The sequence below is a fragment of the Pseudomonas sp. Bc-h genome, from assembly GCF_002080045.1.
GTDB lineage: Bacteria > Pseudomonadota > Gammaproteobacteria > Pseudomonadales > Pseudomonadaceae > Aquipseudomonas.
Map to the genome: position 1 here is coordinate 470,441 of NZ_MUIN01000009.1, position 19,259 is coordinate 489,699.

A 19,259-nucleotide genomic window follows, 5' to 3' on the forward strand; every position below is an offset into this window, starting at 1 on the left:
TACAGGTGCAACGAACTCAGACACCGCTGGACAGCAACATGCTGCGAACGTGACCAATGGCCTTGGTTGGGTTCAGGCCTTTAGGGCACACGTTCACGCAGTTCATGATCCCGCGGCAGCGGAACACGCTGAACGGATCGTCCAGTGAAGCCAGACGCTCCTGGGTCTTGGTGTCACGGCTGTCAGCCAGGAAACGGTAGGCTTGCAGCAGCGCAGCTGGACCGAGGAACTTGTCCGGGTTCCACCAGAACGACGGGCAGGAAGTCGAGCAGCAAGCGCACAGGATGCACTCGTACAGACCGTCCAGCTTCTCACGTTCTTCGGGCGACTGCAGACGCTCGATGGCCGGAGCCGGCGTGTCGTTCTGCAGGAATGGCTTCACCTTCTCGTACTGCTTGTAGAAGATGCTCATATCGACGACCAGGTCACGAATCACAGGCAAACCGGGGAGCGGACGCACCACCAGCTTGTTGTTCTTGACCACGGCGGACAGCGGCGTGATGCACGCCAGGCCGTTCTTGCCGTTGATGTTCATGCCATCGGAACCGCAGACGCCTTCACGGCACGAGCGACGATAGGAGAAACCTTCGTCTTGCTCTTTGATCAGCGCGAGTACGTCCAGAACCATCAGGTCCTTGCCACCGGTATCGACTTCGAAGACCTGGGTCTTGGGTGCGGAGTCGGTGTCCGGGTTGTAACGATAAACTTCGACTTTCAACATAGCGGCCACCCTTAGTAAGTCCGAATTTTCGGTTCAAACGCCGGTACTGTCTTCGGCGCAAAGTTGACTGCACGTTTGGCAACCCGCTTTTCACCCGGGTAGTACAGGGTGTGGCACAGCCAGTTCACGTCATCGCGATCTTCGAAGTCTTCACGGGCGTGGGCGCCGCGGGACTCGGTACGGGTTTCTGCGGCGATCGCGGTCGCTTCGGCAACTTCCAGCAGGTTCTGCAACTCGAGCGCTTCGATGCGCGCGGTGTTGAAAGCCTGGGACTTGTCGTTGATCTTGACGTTGGCGATGCGCGCGCGCAGATCGGCCAGTTGCTCGATGCCTTTCTGCATGTATTCGCCGGTGCGGAACACGCCGAAGTAGTTCTGCATGCAGCTCTGCAGCTCGCGACGCAGGGACGCGACGTCTTCGCCGTCGGTACGGCCGTTCAGTGCGTTCAGGCGCGCCAGGGCAGCTTCGATATCGGCTTCGGTAGCGTCGTCGTATTCAATGCCGTCGGTCAGCGCTTTTTCAAGGTGCAGGCCGGCAGCGCGGCCGAACACCACCAGGTCGAGCAGCGAGTTGCCACCCAGACGGTTGGCACCGTGAACCGATACGCAAGCCACTTCACCTACCGCGAACAGACCCGGGATAACCTGGTCCTTGCCTTCGGCGTCCATGGTCATTGCCTGGCCATGAATGTTGGTGGCAACGCCGCCCATCATGTAGTGGCAAGTCGGAACCACAGGAACCGGCGCAACGACAGGGTCGACATGAGCGAAGGTCTTGGACAGCTCACAGATACCTGGCAGGCGGCTGTGGAGCACTTCCTCACCCAGGTGATCGAGCTTGAGCATCACGTGGTCGCCGTTCGGACCACAGCCGTTACCGGCGATGATTTCCTTGACCATGGAACGCGCAACCACGTCACGACCTGCAAGGTCCTTGGCGTTCGGCGCATAACGCTCCATGAAACGCTCGCCGTGCTTGTTGATCAGGTAACCGCCTTCACCGCGGCAACCTTCGGTGACCAGTACACCTGCGCCGGCGATGCCAGTTGGGTGGAACTGCCACATTTCGATGTCCTGAACCGGAACACCGGCACGCAGCGCCATGCCGACACCGTCGCCGGTGTTGATCAGGGCGTTGGTAGTCGAAGCGTAGATACGCCCTGCACCACCGGTAGCCAGCACAGTGGCCTTGGCCTTGATGTACATGGTTTCGCCGGTTTCGATGCAGATCGCGATCACACCGACGAACGCGCCGTCCTGGTTCTTCACCAGATCAACTGCGTAGTACTCGTTCAGGAAGGTAGTGCCCGCTTTCAGGTTGCCCTGATAGAGGGTGTGCAGCAGTGCGTGACCGGTACGGTCGGACGCGGCGCACGTACGTGCAGCCTGACCGCCTTTACCGAAGTCCTTGGACTGGCCACCGAACGGACGCTGGTAGATACGACCGGTCTCGGTGCGAGAAAACGGCAGACCCATGTGGTCCAGCTCGAAAACCGCGGCAGGGCCTTCCTGACACATGTATTCGATAGCGTCTTGGTCACCGATGTAGTCGGAACCCTTGACGGTATCGTACATGTGCCAGCGCCAGTCATCGTTCGGGTCGGCCGAAGCGATGGCGCAGGTGATGCCACCTTGTGCGGAAACGGTGTGGGAGCGGGTCGGGAAGACCTTGGTGACTACGGCGGTCTTGTGGCCACCCTGAGCCAGCTGCAATGCAGCGCGCATGCCTGCACCGCCGCCACCAATGATGATGGCGTCGAATGAAATGGTATTAATGTTAGCCATGAATCAGATACCCCAAAGAATCTGCACACCCCAGACGAAGTAAGCGAACATCGCAACGCCGCAGACTGCCTGGAAAAGGAAACGCACAGCGGTCGCGGACTTGCCCAGCGCCATCGGCGTCAGGTAGTCGGTCGCGATGGTCCACATGCCGACCCAGGCGTGAGCGCCAAGGGCAACGAGGGCCAGCAGACTGAAGATGCGCATTGCCGTATGGGCGAACAGACCGTGCCATTGGGCGTAGTCCATACCCGGGTTACAGACGAGGTATCCGATCAGGAAAATGAAGTAAGCCGCGAGCACGACCGCAGAGACGCGCTGCGCCATCCAGTCATAGAGGCCCGAACGAGACAGGTTTGTGACGTTGGTTACCATATCCATACTCCCGCCAGAACGATTACCACCACGGACACGGCGATAACGATTTTGGAGCCCAGCTTGCCGCCTTCCAGCGTCTCACCGATGCCCGCATCCATGATCAGATGACGGATGCCCGCCACCAGGTGATAAAGCAGGGCGGACAGCAGGCCCCAGATCACAAGCTTGGCCAGCGTACTGGTCAGACACGCCTTCACCGCAGCGAAGCCTTCCTCGGAGCTCAGCGACTTGTCCAATGCGTAAAGCATGATGGCAATGCCGACAAAGAGGATGACACCGGAGATACGGTGGAGAATGGACGTGTAAGCAGTGACAGGGAGTTTGATGGTCCTTAGGTCTAGGTTTACAGGTCGTTGGCTATTCACGGCTTTTTTTCACACTGAAGAGCCCCTAACAATCAGGGCAAAGTTGTTGGGAAGTGCACTGGTCAGGTACCCACCACCCACGGAGTGACGACCCCCAGAAAAACAGGCCTGCAAGCCCCTGGCGGTCGGGTGCCGAGTATAGACAGTTAGCCAACTAATGACAACGCACCGACCCTCCCCTAATGGCTGATTGCTTTAGCTGAATAAAAGGCGTAAATGGCAGGGAAATTCGAGGAAAACAGCGGCTTAAAGCCTTCTGCCACAAGACTTTTGGCAAATTGACTTTAGAATTTATCTCACTATAGTGGTGCGGGCCCTGCGTGGGGGGCCTGTCTGATGATTTGAAGCATAAATAGGAGGCCACATGGCTGACAAAAAAGCGCAGTTGATCATCGAGGGCGCTGCCCCCGTCGAGCTGCCCATTCTGACCGGCACAGTTGGTCCCGATGTAATCGACGTACGCGGCCTGACCGCCACCGGACGCTTCACATTCGACCCAGGCTTCATGTCGACCGCCTCATGCGAATCCAAGATTACCTACATCGATGGTGATAACGGCATTCTGCTGCATCGTGGCTACCCGATCGAGCAATTGGCCGAGCAGTCGGATTACCTGGAAACCTGCTACCTGCTGCTCAACGGCGAACTGCCGACAGCCGAGCAGAAGGCCCAATTCGTCGTCACCGTGAAGAATCACACCATGGTGCACGAACAGCTGAAGACGTTCTTCAACGGCTTCCGTCGTGACGCCCACCCGATGGCTGTCATGTGTGGTGTTGTCGGCGCTCTCTCGGCGTTCTACCACGACTCGCTGGACATCAATAATCCGCAGCACCGCGAGATCTCCGCAATTCGCCTCGTCGCCAAGATGCCGACCCTGGCCGCGATGGTCTACAAGTACTCCATGGGCCAGCCCATGATGTACCCGCGCAACGACCTGAGCTACGCGGAAAACTTCCTGCACATGATGTTCAACACGCCGTGCGAGATCAAACCGATCAGCCCGACGCTGGCCAAGGCAATGGACCGGATCTTCATCCTCCACGCCGACCACGAACAGAACGCTTCGACCTCCACCGTGCGCATGGCCGGCTCTTCGGGCGCCAACCCGTTCGCCTGTATCGCTGCCGGTATCGCTGCACTGTGGGGCCCTGCTCACGGCGGCGCCAACGAAGCCGTGCTGACCATGCTCGATGAAATCGGCGATGTCTCGAACATCGACAAATTCATCGCCAAGGCCAAGGACAAGAACGATCCATTCAAGCTCATGGGCTTCGGTCACCGCGTCTACAAGAACCGCGACCCGCGCGCCACGGTGATGAAGCAGACCTGCGATGAGGTCCTGCGCGAGCTGGGCATCACCAACGATCCGCAGCTGGAACTGGCAATGCGCCTCGAAGAGATCGCACTGACCGATCCGTACTTCATCGAGCGTTCGCTGTATCCGAACGTCGACTTCTACTCGGGCATTATCCTGAAGGCGATCGGCATTCCGACCAGCATGTTCACCGTGATCTTCGCCCTGGCTCGCACCGTCGGCTGGATCTCGCACTGGAAAGAAATGCTCTCCAGCCCGTACAAGATCGGCCGTCCGCGCCAGCTGTACACCGGCGAAGTTTCTCGCGACATCGTTCCACTGGCCGAGCGCAAGTAAGTATGATCGCCAGCAAGCGACACCGATAAAGAAAAAGGCTGCCACTGGCAGCCTTTTTTCATTTCAGCGGAACTGTAGGGGTCTTGCCCTTACTTCTCGGCACGCTCTTTCAAGGCCTTCAGCGTGTTGAAAGGTGCATCGACGACGAACTTGTTGGCCAACCAGGACGGCACACTGCCACCCGGCTCGGTATGCACCTGATAGGTCACTTCAGTCTCGTTGGCCCCCTTGGGTACCAGCTTCCAGAAACCCTCCACCTGAGCCACACGTACAAAGCCCTTTTCTTCAGGGATGTACTTGGGCTGCCCCAGCAAATTACGCGTCAGACTGCCGTCAGCGCCTTCGACCGTAGTGATTTCAAGCACTGAATCTCGAGGTGTCACAGGCCATGGAGTATTGAACTGAGTGTAAGTCCAGGTCTTGTCGCCCTCGTGCTTGAGGATCTTCTGCGATTTACACTCATGGACCCATGCACACGCGCCCGCCACGTCCTCCTGCAAGCCCCGAAGCCTGGCAACGCTGGCCTTGATGGTGGCAACGCCTTGATAGGCCTTGTACTGCGACCCCGACACATCATTGAGGGAGACCTTGATGCCGTCTTCGTCTTTGGCGACCTTCCAGCCGTCGGCCTGTGCAGCCCCTGCGACCAGTACAGTCATACCAATGCCAAACGCAATCCGGTACAGCGAACCCATTGTCTTATTCCTTATTGTCTGAAGTTCTTGTCACGATCTATCCGACAGCGCAATCAAGCGACTGACGTAGCCTGCTCCCACCATCCGATGATCCGGATTGCCTCCTCGGCGCTGTCGCCACACACCTCAGGATCGGCGCCAAACCGACTGCACACCAGCGGCCGTTCCGGCTTGCCGAAAATTGCGCAGAGCATGTCGACAGAAAGATGCAGGCAACGCTCGCCCGCAGGCTTCCCCTTCGGCATGCCAGGGATCGGCGAAGAAATGGAGGGCGCGATGCAGCATGCGCCGCAGCCCGGACGGCATTCCATGGATACATTCTCTAGGAGGCGGTGGAAGATGACAGGATCTTAACCGCTAAAACGCGCGTTTGAAAATGAACGATTCACAGCGCGATACCGGCATGCGTCATTGCTTGAAGGTGAAGTCCACAGCAGCCCCTTCAACATCCTTGCGCGCCTCGTTTCGTAATTGCAGCTGCATTTCGTTGCTCAACAGGCGCCCCTGAAGCTGAAAATCAGGGTCGCTGCTGGTGTCCGGAAACATCTTGGGCAGCAGCGGCTTGGCTCCGGCAGCCGGGGCTTTGGACTTCGACACGGCAGTAATGACATTCGGCGGGGGAGTCATTTGCTTGACCATCTCGGGCGGCAGGCTCAAATCCAGGGAAGCCTTGGGAATCTTCGTCTCCTTCACAACCTGAGCGGGGCTTTTACTCTTGCTGGCCACCGGCGCACGGTCAGCGATGGCGGCATTATCCGCTTTGACCTTGGCGGATCTGGCGTTCGCGCCGGGCGCTTTTTGCTCGATAGCTGCGGCTTTGCCTGGCGTGGCTGCCTTCTGGGCGGTCTCAGGCTTGACTGGCTCAGCCTTGCTCGTCGCAGTCACGCGCACAGTCGGCACGCTGGGCGCAAGTTCATGGACTGGCGGCATGGCAGCAGCGGCTTTTTCTATCGGCTCAGGGGCCTGCACAGCCTTGGATTCCGGCGCCCCGACAGGTGCTACAGCCAACACTTTGGGCGCTGGCGCAGGCGGCTTTTCAGCGTCACAAGCACTCAACAACGCCACTAACAGCAAAGCAGTACAACGCAATGAATTCATGATCGAAACGGCAGAAAAAAGGCAGGAGCCGATATGCTGGCTCTTTGCGCGGCGGCTGACAAGTGAATGCCCTGTCAGCTAGCCCCCTGAAGGTGTTGAAAACAGTGAAAGCCCGGAGTTCACCAAGCCTGACCAGCGTCCTGACATAGCTGCTTGGCCAACATACCGAGGGTCATCAGCGCCCTCTCCGCCTCGCGGTTCCAAGGCAGGCCACAGTTCAGACGAATACAGTGGTTGAACTGTTCTGTGTTGCTGAAGATCAGGCCCGGCGCGATGCTGATGCCCTGCTCCAGCGCCCGGACGTGCAGCTCTTGGGTATTCACCCTGCCCGGCAAGCTGATCCAAAGAATGAAGCCACCCGCAGGACGACTGATCTGCGTGCCCTCGGGGAACATCTGCTGCACCGCCAGCTGAAAGGCGCTGAGATTCTTGCGGTGCTCCTGGCGGATATAGCGCAAGTGCCGATCGTACCCGCCATTCTCCAGATATGACGCCACCGCCATTTGCGTGACGCTGCATGCCGAATGTGTACTGAAGGTCTGCAGACGCTGGATTTCCGCCTGGTATTTGCCTGCAATCATCCAGCCGATTCGCACGCCCGGAGACAACGTCTTGGAGAAGCTCGAGCAGTAGATCACCCGCCCCAGGCGATCGAACGCTTTCAGGGCCTTGGTTTTGTTCTGCTCGTACATCAGCTCGCCGTAGATATCGTCCTCAATCACCTGGATATCAAAGTCCGACGCCAGTCGCAGCAGGTGCTTCTGGCGCTCTTCCGGCATGGTGCTGCCCAGCGGATTGCTCAGACGCGAGGTCATGACCAGCGCTTTGATCGACCACTGGTTGGCCGCCAGCTGCAAGGCCTCCAGGCTGATGCCGGTGTTCGGGTCGCTGGGGATCTCGATGACTTTCAACCCCAGCAGATCCGCCAGCTGCAACAGCCCGTAATAGGTGGGGGACTCGGCGGCGATCAGGTCGCCAGGACTGGTCAGTACGCGCAGCGACATTTGCAACGCGTCGACACAACCGTGGGTGATCACCACTTCCGACGGATCGACGACGACGCCGGCATCGCGCATGCGAATGGCGACCTGACGCCGCAATGGCTCGAAACCCGGGCTGAACATGTAGTTGAACGCGCGAGGGCTCTGGAATCGAGTGACCTTGGCCAATTGTTGATGCAGCGCGCGCAGCGGCAGGTAGTCGATATGCGGGACAGCGGCACCGAAGGCAAACACCCCTTCGCGACGTGCCTCGACCAATACCTGCTGAATGATGCTCGCCCGGGTAACCAGCCCTGGCCGCTCGACCCGCGCGATGTCAGGCGTCGGCGCGGTGAGGGCCGGTGTCTGGTGCACGTAATAGCCGGATTGGGGGCGTGCGCGGATCAGTCCTTGATCTTCAAGATTGGCGTAAGCCTGCAACACGGTCGCATGGCTCACGTTGAGCTGGGAGCTCATCTTCCGCACCGAGGGCACGCGCTCGCCAGGCTGGTAGACACCCCGACGAATATCCTCGGCCAACTGCTGGGCGATGCGCTGGTAAAGCAGAAGATTGGTCATTTCGCGTCCCTCGACTCCACTCTTTCAAGCCTTTCTGAATCTTGGCGTGACAAACAATTACAGTGCCGCACCACAACAGTTTGGAATTGTACTGGGACAGTTTGTTCAGAGGCTAGTCATACTTGACTGTGAATTAAAGTTTCATGCGTCGTAAGCGCCAAAAACGGTGGCTTTTTATAAAAAAAAGCCCGGCTTTTGATGAAAAAACCGGGCCCTAATGAAAAAAATTTTTAACGGGCGGCGCTCAACCGACCTTTTTCGTCAGAAAACACGATTTCTACACGACGATTCTGGGCTCGTCCCCGCTCTGACGTGTTCACGTCTACCGGAAACTGATCGCCATAGCCTTCGACCTGGATGCGCTCGTCCTCGATTCCCAGGTCCGACAATACGTCGGCCACTGCCTGAGCCCGATCTCGGGACAGCTGCAGATTTTCTGCGCTGTCGCCAGTGCTATCGGTGTAACCCTCGATCCGCACCACGCGCTTGGGATTGAACTGCAGGAACTGTACGACTTTGAGTACCGTACGGTTGGCAGAGCTTTTCAGCTCTGCGCGACCGGTGTCGAACAGCATGTCGCCAAGGGTCATCACCAGACCCCGCTCGCTTTGCTGAGTCGACAGGCTGATGACCTGATCCTGCGCCCACTGGCCCTGCTGCTGCGCACCGGCCAGTTTGGCCTCACGCAACGCCAGCTGCAGACGTTGACGCTCAAGTTCCAGCCGGGCAAGTTTCTCTTGATTAAGCAGCAACTGACTGTGCTCGGACGCGATGGCGCTATAGCGGCTGCTCAGATAGGCATAGTGCGTGACGTCACCGGAACTGCCGACATAACCTGACATCCGCTCGGCCTTGGCCAGTAACTCACCGGCGCGAATGACATCTTTGGGCGCACTGCGCAGCACGTTGGTATCGACCTTCACCTTCTGGAAATCGGCATTGGCGCCCTGCAACGCCTGCTCGCTGCTCTGATGACCGGCGCAACCGTACAAGCCGGCGCTTCCCAGCAACAGGCAAACACTCAGGACCCGAGGAATACGGTTCATTGTGCCGCCCCCAGCTGTTTGCGCAGACGATCCAGACGGGTATTCACCTGAGTCAGCTGTTCATTGCTTTTTTCAGTGAGTACGCGCGCTTCCGCCAACCGCGCATCCAGCTCGGCTTGCTCGGCCTGCATGCGTGCATCCTTGTAGGATTTGTCCGCCATGTCCGCGCGGGCCTGAGTCAGCTTCGACTGCGCAGTCGCCATGTCCGGCTCATCATCAGTAGCCCCCACCGCGACCGCCTGAGCGACGGCCTGCTCTGTGAGTTTCAACTGTTCGTTCGGCGCAGGATCGTTGGCGCAGCCGAACAGAGAGGCGATTGCCATGGCGGCGAGTAAAGGTCTTGTTTTCAAAAAGAAGCTCAAGAAACGTTCCTACTGGTTTGTGGTGCTGGCCGGCTGCTGCAACTGGGCTTTCCACAGTTCCAGATTGCGGGTGACGGCTTCACTGGAGCGGCCCGAAGCGGCCAATTCTGTCATTTTTTTCGCAAGCTGTCCGCGCAACCACGGGTCGTTGCATGCTGAATTGAAGGACAACGCCAGGTACAGGCCGGGACGGTCCAGCGGTAATGGCTGTGCGTGCAGGTCCTTGGCCATCCCTAGCGTCTGGGTCAGCGCCAGGCCGGCGTAGCGCCCGGCGAGCACGAACTCGACCTGGCCCAACATGAGCTTCTGAAACGCCTGGGTCAGATTGGGCTGCTTTTCCAACGTCAGATGTTCTTTAATCGAACTATCGAAACTGGAGGTGATTCGGGTCTTTTCGGAGATCGCCCCGGGATGCCCACGCAGATCTGCCAGCGCATTGAATGGTTGCGCATGACCGACGCGAGTCCAGACCATGATTTCGTTCTGCGCGATCGGCGGGTGGATGAAATCCAGAGACTCGAGTTCGGCACTGTTCAACGGCGTGTCGGCGAGCAGGTCCATGCGCCCGGTGCGCACCTCTTCCAGCGCCTGACTGCGCTTGCCACCAAACAGGAATTCAACCTTGACACCCATTTGCGTCGCCGCCTCTTTGAGCAAATCGGCGTTGGCACCCATCAGGTGTTTGGGATCCTGCGGGTCACGCCACAGATAGGGCGGCGCGTCCGGGCTGCCAGTCACGATGAGCCGATCACACTTGCCCGCAGCGAAGACCGCCGTCGAAGGCAACAGCAGAAACCCTGCGATCAGCGCTGTCAGCGTCTGCCTTGGCGACGACATTGCGACATCCTTTTTTCGATCCAATAAAAAAACCCGCTCATTCAAAGCTGCAGAAGGCGAAAGTCATCCGGCATATCAGATGGTCAACGCTTTCGAGCAGCCCGAAACGAACGGGTTCTCTTTATAAGTCAGACGGCTGGATTAGACCAGCTTCTCCAACTCAGGCACCGCTTCGAACAGGTCAGCAACCAGACCGTAATCGGCCACCTGGAAGATCGGTGCTTCTTCGTCCTTGTTGATCGCAACGATCACTTTGGAGTCTTTCATGCCTGCCAAGTGCTGGATCGCGCCGGAGATACCGACCGCAATGTACAGCTGAGGCGCAACGATCTTGCCGGTCTGACCGACCTGCATGTCGTTGGGTACGAAACCTGCGTCGACGGCAGCGCGAGAAGCGCCAACCGCTGCGCCCAGTTTGTCGGCCAATGCGTACAGGTGCTTGAAGTTGTCGCCGTTCTGCATACCGCGGCCGCCGGAAACGACGATTTTGGCAGCGGTCAGCTCAGGACGGTCGGACTTGGCCAGCTCTTCGCTGACGAAGGACGATTTGCCGGCATCGTGGGCAGCAGCCACCGCTTCAACAGCAGCAAAACCGCCTTCAGCGGCAACGGCGTCGAAGCCGGTGGCGCGGACGGTGATGACCTTGATGGCAGCCGACGACTGAACGGTCGCAATGGCATTACCGGCGTAGATCGGACGTTTGAAGGTATCGGCGCTTTCGACCGAGATGATCTCGGAGATCTGGTCAACATCCAGCTGCGCGGCAACGCGTGGCAGGATGTTCTTGCCATTGGAGGTGGCAGCAGCCAATACGTGGCTGTAGCCGGAAGCCAGCTCGGCTACCAGCGGTGCGACATTCTCTGGCAGTTGATGCGCGTAGGCCGCGTTGTCGGCGACCAGCACTTTGGCGACGCCGGCGATTTTCGCAGCGGCTTCGCCAACGGCACCGACGTTTTGGCCAGCGGCCAGGACGTGGATATCACCACCGATCTTGGCGGCAGCAGCAACGGTGTTCAGGGTGGCGGGAGCGATCGCGCCGTTTTCGTGCTCAGCGATTACGAGAATAGGCATCAGATCACCTTCGCTTCGTTTTTCAGTTTCTCGACCAGTTCAGCAACTGACTTCACCTTGATGCCAGCGCTACGGGCAGCCGGCGCTTCGACTTTCAGTGTCTTGTTGGTGGAGGACGTGGAAACACCCAGAGCGTCAGGCGTCAGCACTTCGAGAGGCTTCTTCTTGGCTTTCATGATGTTCGGCAGCGACGCGTAGCGTGGCTCGTTCAGGCGCAGGTCGGTGGTGACGATGGCAGGCAGCTTCAACGAAACGGTCTGTGCACCGGCATCGATTTCTCGAGTAACGTTGACGCTGTCCCCGGAGACTTCGACTTTCGATGCGAAGGTGCCTTGAGCGTAACCGCTCAACGCGGCCAGCATCTGACCCGTCTGGTTGTTGTCGCTGTCGATGGCTTGTTTGCCGAGGATGACCAGTTGTGGCTGTTCCTTGTCGACAACGGCCTTGAGCAACTTGGCCACGGCCAGGGAAGTCAGCTCGTCAGCGGATTCAACGAGGATGGCGCGATCGGCACCCAGTGCCAGAGCGGTACGCAGTTGCTCCTGAGCGGTGGTCGGGCCAATGGAAACGACGACGATCTCGGTCGCAACACCCTTCTCTTTCAGGCGTACGGCTTCTTCCACGGCGATTTCGCAGAAGGGGTTCATCGACATTTTGACGTTAGCGAGATCGACGCCGGAGTTGTCCGCCTTGACGCGAACCTTGACGTTGTAGTCGACCACTCGTTTGACAGCTACAAGAACCTTCATGGATTCCTCGTTACTCTCCGGTGAAAAGAAGTCGCCAGGCTCGGCCCGGCGATGGGTACACGTCAGTGTAAAGAACACCTCTGAAAACAGCGTATTCGTCGTTGCTTAACGGTGAGTTCGGCAAAAAACAACCGCTCTTCCCCGCCAATCCAAGCCATCCAACCATCGGCCGTGTAAACTGCTCCCCGCCTGGCTTACAGGGGATTGAAGGGGGCAGCCGCATGACTTTCGCGTCGCTTTTAGAGGTGCTCTTCGGTCTGACGGTCAGCCTACGGCGAGCGCAAAACCGCCCGTATCTTGACCGGAACGCCTATTGCGGTCAATACGACAAAAACGCCAGTCACAAGCCGTCTCCCTATGTTTTATCAGGGTTTCAGCTGATTCAAACAAACGTTTGTATTGGACCGGCAAGGTGGTGTAGATATAATGCGCCCCTTTGAGATGACGCTCGGATGACAACCTCTCCGCGTGTCGGTTTTTTGCACTTATAAAAAAATACCGTTTGAGCCTTGATCAGGAGATAGCCAGTGGAACGCGAATTTATGGAATTCGACGTCGTCATCGTCGGAGCCGGCCCTGCCGGGCTGTCCGCCGCATGCCGTCTGAAACAGAAGGCCGCCGAAGCTGGCCAGGAAATCAGCGTCTGCGTGGTGGAGAAAGGCTCTGAAGTCGGCGCCCATATCCTCTCCGGCGCGGTATTCGAACCTCGCGCTCTTAACGAGCTGTTCCCTGACTGGAAAGAGCTCGGCGCACCGCTGAACACCCCGGTCAAAGGCGACGACATCTATGTGCTGACCAGCAGCGAGGCCGGCACCAAGGTCCCGGGCGCGTTCGTGCCCAAGACCATGCACAACGAAGGCAATTACATTATCTCGCTTGGCAACCTGTGCCGCTGGCTGGCGCAGCAGGCCGAGAACCTGGGCGTGGAAATCTACCCAGGCTTCGCCGCTCAGGAAGCGCTGATCGACGAAAACGGCGTAGTGCGCGGGATCATCACCGGTGATCTGGGCGTCGACCGCGAAGGCAATCCGAAAGAAGGCCTGTACACCCCCGGCATGGAGCTTCGCGGCAAGTACACGCTGTTCGCCGAAGGCTGCCGTGGCCACATCGGCAAGCAACTGATCAAGCGTTACAACCTGGACAGCGAAGCCGACGCCCAGCATTACGGCATCGGTCTGAAGGAAATCTGGGAAATCGACCCGGCCAAACACCAGCAAGGCCTGGTGGTGCACACCGCCGGCTGGCCGCTGGATGTGATGGGCACCGAGAACACCGGCGGCTCCTTCCTTTATCACTTGGAAAACAACCAGGTGGTGGTCGGCCTGATCGTCGATCTGTCCTACGCCAACCCGTTCCTGTCGCCGTTCGACGAGTTCCAGCGCCTCAAGCATCACCCGATCCTCAAGCAGTACCTGGAAGGCGGCAAGCGCATCAGCTACGGCGCTCGGGCAATCTGCAAGGGCGGTCTGAACTCGCTGCCGAAAATGGTCTTCCCCGGCGGCGCGCTGATCGGTTGCGATCTGGGCACCCTGAATTTCGCCAAGATCAAGGGCAGTCATACCGCGATGAAGTCCGGGATGCTCGCGGCCGATTCCGTTGCTGACGCGCTGTTTGCCGGCAACGAAGGCGGCGATGCGTTGAACACCTACGTCGAAGCCTTTAAAGGCAGCTGGTTGCACGAAGAATTGTTCGCCAGCCGCAACTTCGGCCCGGCCATCCACAAGTTCGGCCCGATCTTGGGCGGCGCCTTCAACTTCATCGATCAAAACCTGTTCGGCGGCAAGATTCCGTTCACGTTGCGCGACAACAAGCCTGACTACGCGTGCATGAAGCTGGCGGCCGACTCGAAGCGGATCGACTACCCGAAACCGGACGGCAAGCTGAGCTTCGACAAACTGAGTTCAGTGTTCATTTCCGGCACCAACCATGAAGAAGAGCAGCCGTGCCACTTGAAGCTGAAGGATCCGAGCATCCCGATCAGCGTCAACCTGCCCAAGTACGACGAGCCTGCGCAGCGCTACTGCCCGGCGGGCGTGTATGAAGTGGTAACCCAGGAAGACGGTAGCAAGCGCTTCCAGATCAACGCGCAGAACTGCGTCCACTGCAAAACCTGCGACATCAAGGATCCGTCCCAGAACATCACCTGGGTCACCCCTGAAGGCGCGGGCGGGCCGACCTACCCGAATATGTAAACGCAGCCTACGGCTGGAAAAGCCTGCGTGATGCACTCTGTGGGAGGGAGCTTGCTCGCGAAAGCGGTGGTTCAGACAACACTATGGTGTCTGACCCACCGCTTTCGCGAGCAAGCGCCCTCCCACAATTGCTTCAGCGCTACGCCGAAAACCTCAACTGTGCCCCCTCCTCCCCCGGATTACGATCAAAGTAACGCTTGTACTCGCGACTGAACTGCGAGGTGCTCTGATAACCCACCTTGTGCGCGGCCTGCGCTACGCCCATCCCTTCGCCGATCAGCATCTGCTGCGCCTTCAGCAGCCGCACGCGCTTGAGGTACTGCACCGGCGACAGCAAGGTGCTGCGCTTGAAATGCTCATGGAAGGTCGATGCGCTCATGTTCGCGCAACGGGCCAGATCCTCGACACTCAGGGCTTCGTTATAGTGATTGCGCAAATACTGCAACGCTGCCCCGATCCGGGCGAAATGCCCTTGCTGCTCGACCAGTGCACGCAATACGCCTGCCTGCGGTCCACGCAATGCGGCGTACACGACTTCACGCACCCGCGCCTGCCCCATCACCTGAGCGTCCAGCGGGTCATGCAGACAGCGCAGCAGGCGCTCGACGCTCTCGCGCATCGGCGCATCCAGTTCGGCCGAAGTCATCGATTCCGGCGTCTGCGCCTTGACCTTCACGTCCGGCGCCTCACCCATGGCTTGCACCAGCTCACTCAAGACCGTGCGATCAATCGACACGGCAACGCCATACATCGGCTCGTCCTGAGTGGCGAAGGTCTCGCACATGAACGGCACCGAAAGCGCCTGTACCAGATAGTGGCCGGCGCCGTACTCGAAGGTACGAGGCCCAAGACGCGCCAGTTTGCTGCCCTGAGCCAGGACGATCAGGCTCGGCTCGTAAATCTGCGGGCTGCTGGCGACGTAAAAGTCCCAGGACATCGCCTGAACGCCCGGCACGCGGGTATCGACAAAGCCTGGACGCGAGGCCAGCGGTTTGATCAGGGACACCAGTGTGGCATTGGAATCGGAATGAAGAGTCAGTGACATGGATAACCGGGACGGAGGATTAGACAGTGCAATCATCGCAGATCTGCCGCACGACGCATCACTGGATCAGACAGGTTCGGAGGATCAGGCATGACTCACGTAGGAATGGTCATGGCTGATAAGGGCGTCGCTGCGCAGAATGCACCGCCTCAACTGTCATCGTTTATGCGAGGTTTCACATGTACACAGCTATCGGTTACGCCGCTCAATCGGCCACGGCACCCCTCGCCCCCATGACCTTCAACCGCCGCAGCCCGCGCCCGGACGACGTGGCGATCGAGATCCTCTACTGCGGCGTCTGCCACTCCGATATCCACCAGGCACGCAATGAATGGGGCATCGCCGTTTACCCGCTGATGCCCGGCCACGAGATCGTCGGCAAGGTCACCGAAGTCGGCGCCAACGTGAGCAAACACAAGGTCGGTGATCTGGTTGGCGTTGGCTGCATGGTCGACTCCTGCCGCCATTGCGAAGCCTGCGCCGCAGACCTTGAGCAATATTGCCTTGAAGGCCCCACCCTGACCTACGCCACCCCTGACCGCATCGACGGCAGCAACACCATGGGCGGCTACTCCAACAGCATCGTGGTCAGCGAGCATTTCGTGGTGCGTATCCCGGAGAAACTGGATCCGGCGGCTGCCGCCCCGATCCTCTGCGCCGGCATCACCACCTACTCGCCACTCAAGCACTATGGCGTCAAGGCGGGTGACAAGGTGGGCGTGCTGGGCATGGGCGGTCTGGGCCACATGGGTATCAAGTTCGCCAAGGCCATGGGCGCCGAAGTGACCTTGTACACCCGCTCGGCGAGCAAGGCTGAAGAAGCCCGTTGTCAGGGTGCCGATCATGTGATCGTGTCCACCGACGCCGAGCAGATGAAAGCCGCAGCGGGTCATTTCGACTTCCTGCTGGACACCATTCCGGTGCAGCACGACCTGAACCCCTATCTGGAAACCCTGCGCTTCGACGGCGTGCACATTCTGGTGGGCCTGATCGAGCCAGTCGACCCGGCACTGCATGCGGCCAATCTGGTGATGAAGCGTCGTGTACTGGCCGGCTCGTTGATCGGCGGCATTGCTGAGACCCAGGAAGTGCTGGATTTCTGCGCCGAGCACGACATCAGCTGCGACATCGAAATGCTCGACATCAAAAACATCAACGAGGCGTACAGCCGCATGATTGCCGGTGACGTGAAGTACCGTTTCGTGATCGATATGGCGACGTTGAAGGCCTGATCATTCGCTTTGCTGCCGCAACGCTGACTAACGGCAGACGACCTGCCTGAAGTGGGAGGGAGCTTGCGCGCGACGAGATTTGTCTGGCGATTAACCTGTGTCAGATGTACCGGCCTCTCGCGAGCAAGCTCCTTCCCTCGGTCATCCGCGGCATAGGAAATTTCGGGGTAACTTGACTAGCCACCGAGTTCCGCCGACAACCGCGCTGTCACTTCCTTGATCACCGGCACCAGCTCGGCCATCTTCTCAAGCGGCATGTACGGTACGGTACTGGCGATGCTGATCCCGGCGACGATGTGTTTGCTGGCGTCGCGAACAGGCGCCGCGACACAGCGAATAGACGGTTCGTTGTCTTCCAGATCGAACGCGTAGCCACCCTTCACATACTCGTGCATACGTTCGCGCACCTGCTCCCACGTCTGCTCCTGATGGGCAGGCCACAACGGGTTTCTCGCCACCTCCGGCACGCTGACGTCATACAGACGGCGCCACTCGCTTTCCGGGCTGTCCAGCAGCAGCGCCTTGCCGATACCGGTGCGCGCCAACGGCATGCGATGCCCCACCCGAGAGCGCATTTCCGGGCCATTGCGGCCAGGGTTCTTGTGCAGATACAACACCTCGTCCCCATCACGTACGGCAAGATGAATGGTATCGCCGGTCAGGGCTGACAGCTCGTCAAGAAACGGCCGCGCCAGCATCGCCAGCGGCAGTTCCTCACGCGCCTGAAACCCCAGTTCGATCAACTTGGGTCCCAGCAGATAACCCACTTGCGGCAGCACACGCAGATAACGCTCCTCCACCAGACAACTGGCCAGGCGATGGGTGGTGCTGCGCGTGGTGCCGATCAGTCGGGCAATTTCCTTGAGGTCGCGCGCGCCGCTGGCAACGGCCTGAACCACGCCCAGACCGCGCAGCAGGGTTTGCGTGCCGGTGGGTGCCGCGTCTTTGCCGGCCACATTTGCGGTGTCGGAAGAGTCTTGCATATCGCGCCTTATCGAATCGGAAAGCTGGCGGCATTATCGTCGCCAGCTCTCGCAGTGCCAATCGTTACAGCTCGATCCGCTCGACCTTGCCCACCAGCAGGATGTATGACAGCGCCCCCAGCAGCGCCAGCACGGCGATGTAGGTGATGGCCGGTGCGAAGGAGTCGCCGGTCGCCAGGAAGCCAATGACAATCGGCGTGGCAATCGCCGCCAGGTTGCCGATCAAATTGAAGGTGCCTCCGGTCAAGCCCAACAGACGTGCCGGCGCCAGGGTCGAAACCAGCGACCAGGTAATCGACGCCAGGCCATTGCCGAAGAACGCCAGGGCCAGGAAGGCAATTACCAGCGGCGTCGATTCGACGTAGTTGGCGCCGATGATCGAGGTGGAAATCAGCAGCCCGGCAATGATCGGCAACTTGCGCGCGAAGCCTACGGTGTAGCCGCGACGGATCAGCCAGTCAGAGAAGAACCCAGAGCACAACACACCGACGAAGGCGGCAAGAAAAGGCAGCGATGCCAGCAGGCCGGACTTGATGAAATCCATGCCGCGGTACTTCACCAGGTAGGTCGGGAACCAGGTCAGGAAGAACCACAGCGTCGAGTTCAGGCAGAACTGGCCCAGGTAAATACCCCACAGCTTGCGCTTGCTGAGCACGATCCCCAGATCCTGCCAGCTGAAACCGCTCCTGGCTTTTTCGGTGTCGGTCTGGATATCGACAAGACCGCCGCCCTCCTTGATCAGGTCGATTTCGCTCTGGTTGACGCCTTTGAAGTCACGCGGCTCGCGATAAACCATGTACCAGATCGCGGCCCAGATCACGCCGACGCCCCCGGTGGCAACGAACACCATGTGCCAGCCGAAGGTGGCCTGCAGCCAGGCGAGTACCGGGGTCAGGAAGGCCAGGCCGACGAACTGGCCAGAGGTATAAAAGCCGACCGCCGTGGCGCGTTCTTTTTCAGGGAACCAGGCGGTGACTACACGGCTGTTGATCGGGTAAGCCGGAGCTTCCAGCGCACCGACGGCCATGCGCAACAGGAACAGGCCGAGGAAGCTGCCGACAAAGCCCAGGAAGATGGTCGCGATCGACCACAGGGCCAGTGCGACGGTATAGAGAATGCGCGGTGGAACACGGTCCACCAGCCAGCCGCCGGGCAATTGCATGGCGGCGTAGGTCCAGCCGAAGGCGGAGAACACCAGGCCGACGTGAACAGGATCGATACCCAGCTCGCTGGTCAGGGCGGGCGCGGCAATGGAGAGGTTGCTGCGGTCCAGGTAGTTGATCACGACGGTGATAAACAGCAGGACCATGATGAAAAAGCGTTTGCGGGTCGGCGTGGCGGTAATCGCCCGCGCCTCTGGCAAGGTCTGTGTGCGCATGGGGAGTGCCTCTTTTTATGTTTATCTGAGGTCTGGAATTTTTTGTGTCTTGCTTTCGATACCGCCACCGAAACCGTGATCGTTCCACACGCTCTGCGTGGGAATGCCTCACA

At 59.2% G+C, this 19,259-nt stretch carries 19 protein-coding genes; 3 read left to right on the plus strand and 16 right to left on the minus strand.

The window, feature by feature from the left end:
* Positions 1 to 16 precede the first annotated feature (16 nt).
* From BWR59_RS18770 to sdhC, 4 genes are read right to left on the minus strand one after another with little or no spacing between them, the layout of a single operon-like run.
* The gene (locus tag BWR59_RS18770) at positions 17 to 721 is read right to left on the minus strand and encodes a succinate dehydrogenase iron-sulfur subunit (protein WP_081567126.1); all 705 of its coding nucleotides are present in this window, start codon (positions 719 to 721) and stop codon (positions 17 to 19) included.
* Positions 722 to 732: 11 nt separating this feature from the next.
* Positions 733 to 2,505 (minus strand): succinate dehydrogenase flavoprotein subunit, encoded by a 1,773-nt coding sequence (gene sdhA, locus BWR59_RS18775; RefSeq protein ID WP_081567127.1) that lies wholly within the window; start codon positions 2,503 to 2,505, stop codon positions 733 to 735.
* A gap of 3 nt (positions 2,506 to 2,508) precedes the next feature.
* Complete coding sequence (gene sdhD, locus BWR59_RS18780) at positions 2,509 to 2,877, minus strand: succinate dehydrogenase, hydrophobic membrane anchor protein (RefSeq protein WP_081567128.1); 369 nt, start codon at positions 2,875 to 2,877, stop codon at positions 2,509 to 2,511.
* A complete protein-coding gene (sdhC, locus tag BWR59_RS18785; RefSeq protein ID WP_081567129.1) occupies positions 2,871 to 3,245 on the minus strand; it encodes a succinate dehydrogenase, cytochrome b556 subunit in 375 nt (124 codons plus the stop codon). Before sdhC ends, sdhD begins: the two co-directional genes overlap by 7 nt.
* Positions 3,246 to 3,609: 364 nt before the next feature.
* Here sdhC and gltA point away from each other — a divergent pair, with 364 nt between their 5' ends.
* Positions 3,610 to 4,899 carry a citrate synthase gene (gene gltA, locus BWR59_RS18790; protein WP_062381071.1) on the plus strand — a complete coding sequence of 430 codons (1,290 nt, stop codon included), beginning with the start codon at positions 3,610 to 3,612 and terminating at the stop codon, positions 4,897 to 4,899.
* A gap of 89 nt (positions 4,900 to 4,988) precedes the next feature.
* Here gltA and BWR59_RS18795 read toward each other — a convergent pair whose 3' ends face one another.
* From BWR59_RS18795 to BWR59_RS18835, 9 genes are all read right to left on the minus strand, one after another.
* Positions 4,989 to 5,594 carry an START domain-containing protein gene (locus tag BWR59_RS18795; RefSeq protein ID WP_081567130.1) on the minus strand — a complete coding sequence of 202 codons (606 nt, stop codon included), beginning with the start codon at positions 5,592 to 5,594 and terminating at the stop codon, positions 4,989 to 4,991.
* A 53-nt stretch (positions 5,595 to 5,647) separates the two neighbouring features.
* Positions 5,648 to 5,905, minus strand: a complete 258-nt coding sequence (locus BWR59_RS18800; protein ID WP_081567131.1) for a YkgJ family cysteine cluster protein — start codon at positions 5,903 to 5,905, stop codon at positions 5,648 to 5,650.
* 97 nt (positions 5,906 to 6,002) lie between these two features.
* Positions 6,003 to 6,692 (minus strand): hypothetical protein, encoded by a 690-nt coding sequence (locus BWR59_RS18805; RefSeq protein ID WP_081567132.1) that lies wholly within the window; start codon positions 6,690 to 6,692, stop codon positions 6,003 to 6,005.
* A gap of 119 nt (positions 6,693 to 6,811) precedes the next feature.
* Positions 6,812 to 8,251, minus strand: coding sequence for a PLP-dependent aminotransferase family protein (locus BWR59_RS18810; RefSeq protein ID WP_081567133.1), 1,440 nt, complete (start codon positions 8,249 to 8,251; stop codon positions 6,812 to 6,814).
* Positions 8,252 to 8,481: 230 nt separating this feature from the next.
* A complete protein-coding gene (locus tag BWR59_RS18815; protein ID WP_081567134.1) occupies positions 8,482 to 9,297 on the minus strand; it encodes an OmpA family protein in 816 nt (271 codons plus the stop codon).
* Positions 9,294 to 9,647, minus strand: a complete 354-nt coding sequence (locus BWR59_RS18820; RefSeq protein ID WP_168184507.1) for a DUF4398 domain-containing protein — start codon at positions 9,645 to 9,647, stop codon at positions 9,294 to 9,296. Before BWR59_RS18820 ends, BWR59_RS18815 begins: the two co-directional genes overlap by 4 nt.
* A gap of 21 nt (positions 9,648 to 9,668) precedes the next feature.
* Complete coding sequence (locus BWR59_RS18825; protein ID WP_081567136.1) at positions 9,669 to 10,496, minus strand: transporter substrate-binding domain-containing protein; 828 nt, start codon at positions 10,494 to 10,496, stop codon at positions 9,669 to 9,671.
* Positions 10,497 to 10,637: 141 nt separating this feature from the next.
* A complete protein-coding gene (locus BWR59_RS18830; protein WP_081567137.1) occupies positions 10,638 to 11,567 on the minus strand; it encodes an FAD-binding protein in 930 nt (309 codons plus the stop codon).
* Positions 11,567 to 12,316: an electron transfer flavoprotein subunit beta/FixA family protein gene (locus tag BWR59_RS18835; RefSeq protein ID WP_074753422.1), complete on the minus strand. Its 750-nt coding sequence runs from the start codon at positions 12,314 to 12,316 to the stop codon at positions 11,567 to 11,569. Before BWR59_RS18835 ends, BWR59_RS18830 begins: the two co-directional genes overlap by 1 nt.
* Before the next feature lie 527 nt (positions 12,317 to 12,843).
* Here BWR59_RS18835 and BWR59_RS18840 point away from each other — a divergent pair.
* Positions 12,844 to 14,508: an electron transfer flavoprotein-ubiquinone oxidoreductase gene (locus BWR59_RS18840; RefSeq protein ID WP_081567138.1), complete on the plus strand. Its 1,665-nt coding sequence runs from the start codon at positions 12,844 to 12,846 to the stop codon at positions 14,506 to 14,508.
* A 139-nt stretch (positions 14,509 to 14,647) separates the two neighbouring features.
* Here BWR59_RS18840 and BWR59_RS18845 read toward each other — a convergent pair whose 3' ends face one another.
* Positions 14,648 to 15,553, minus strand: coding sequence for an AraC family transcriptional regulator (locus BWR59_RS18845; RefSeq protein ID WP_081567139.1), 906 nt, complete (start codon positions 15,551 to 15,553; stop codon positions 14,648 to 14,650).
* Between the two features lie 179 nt (positions 15,554 to 15,732).
* Here BWR59_RS18845 and BWR59_RS18850 point away from each other — a divergent pair, with 179 nt between their 5' ends.
* Positions 15,733 to 16,785, plus strand: coding sequence for an NAD(P)-dependent alcohol dehydrogenase (locus tag BWR59_RS18850; RefSeq protein ID WP_081567140.1), 1,053 nt, complete (start codon positions 15,733 to 15,735; stop codon positions 16,783 to 16,785).
* A gap of 176 nt (positions 16,786 to 16,961) precedes the next feature.
* On the opposite strand, the gene BWR59_RS18855 is transcribed toward BWR59_RS18850, so the two are convergent.
* Positions 16,962 to 17,768 carry an IclR family transcriptional regulator gene (locus BWR59_RS18855; RefSeq protein ID WP_081567141.1) on the minus strand — a complete coding sequence of 269 codons (807 nt, stop codon included), beginning with the start codon at positions 17,766 to 17,768 and terminating at the stop codon, positions 16,962 to 16,964.
* Between the two features lie 64 nt (positions 17,769 to 17,832).
* Positions 17,833 to 19,146 (minus strand): MFS transporter, encoded by a 1,314-nt coding sequence (locus BWR59_RS18860; protein WP_081567142.1) that lies wholly within the window; start codon positions 19,144 to 19,146, stop codon positions 17,833 to 17,835.
* Positions 19,147 to 19,259 lie beyond the last annotated feature (113 nt).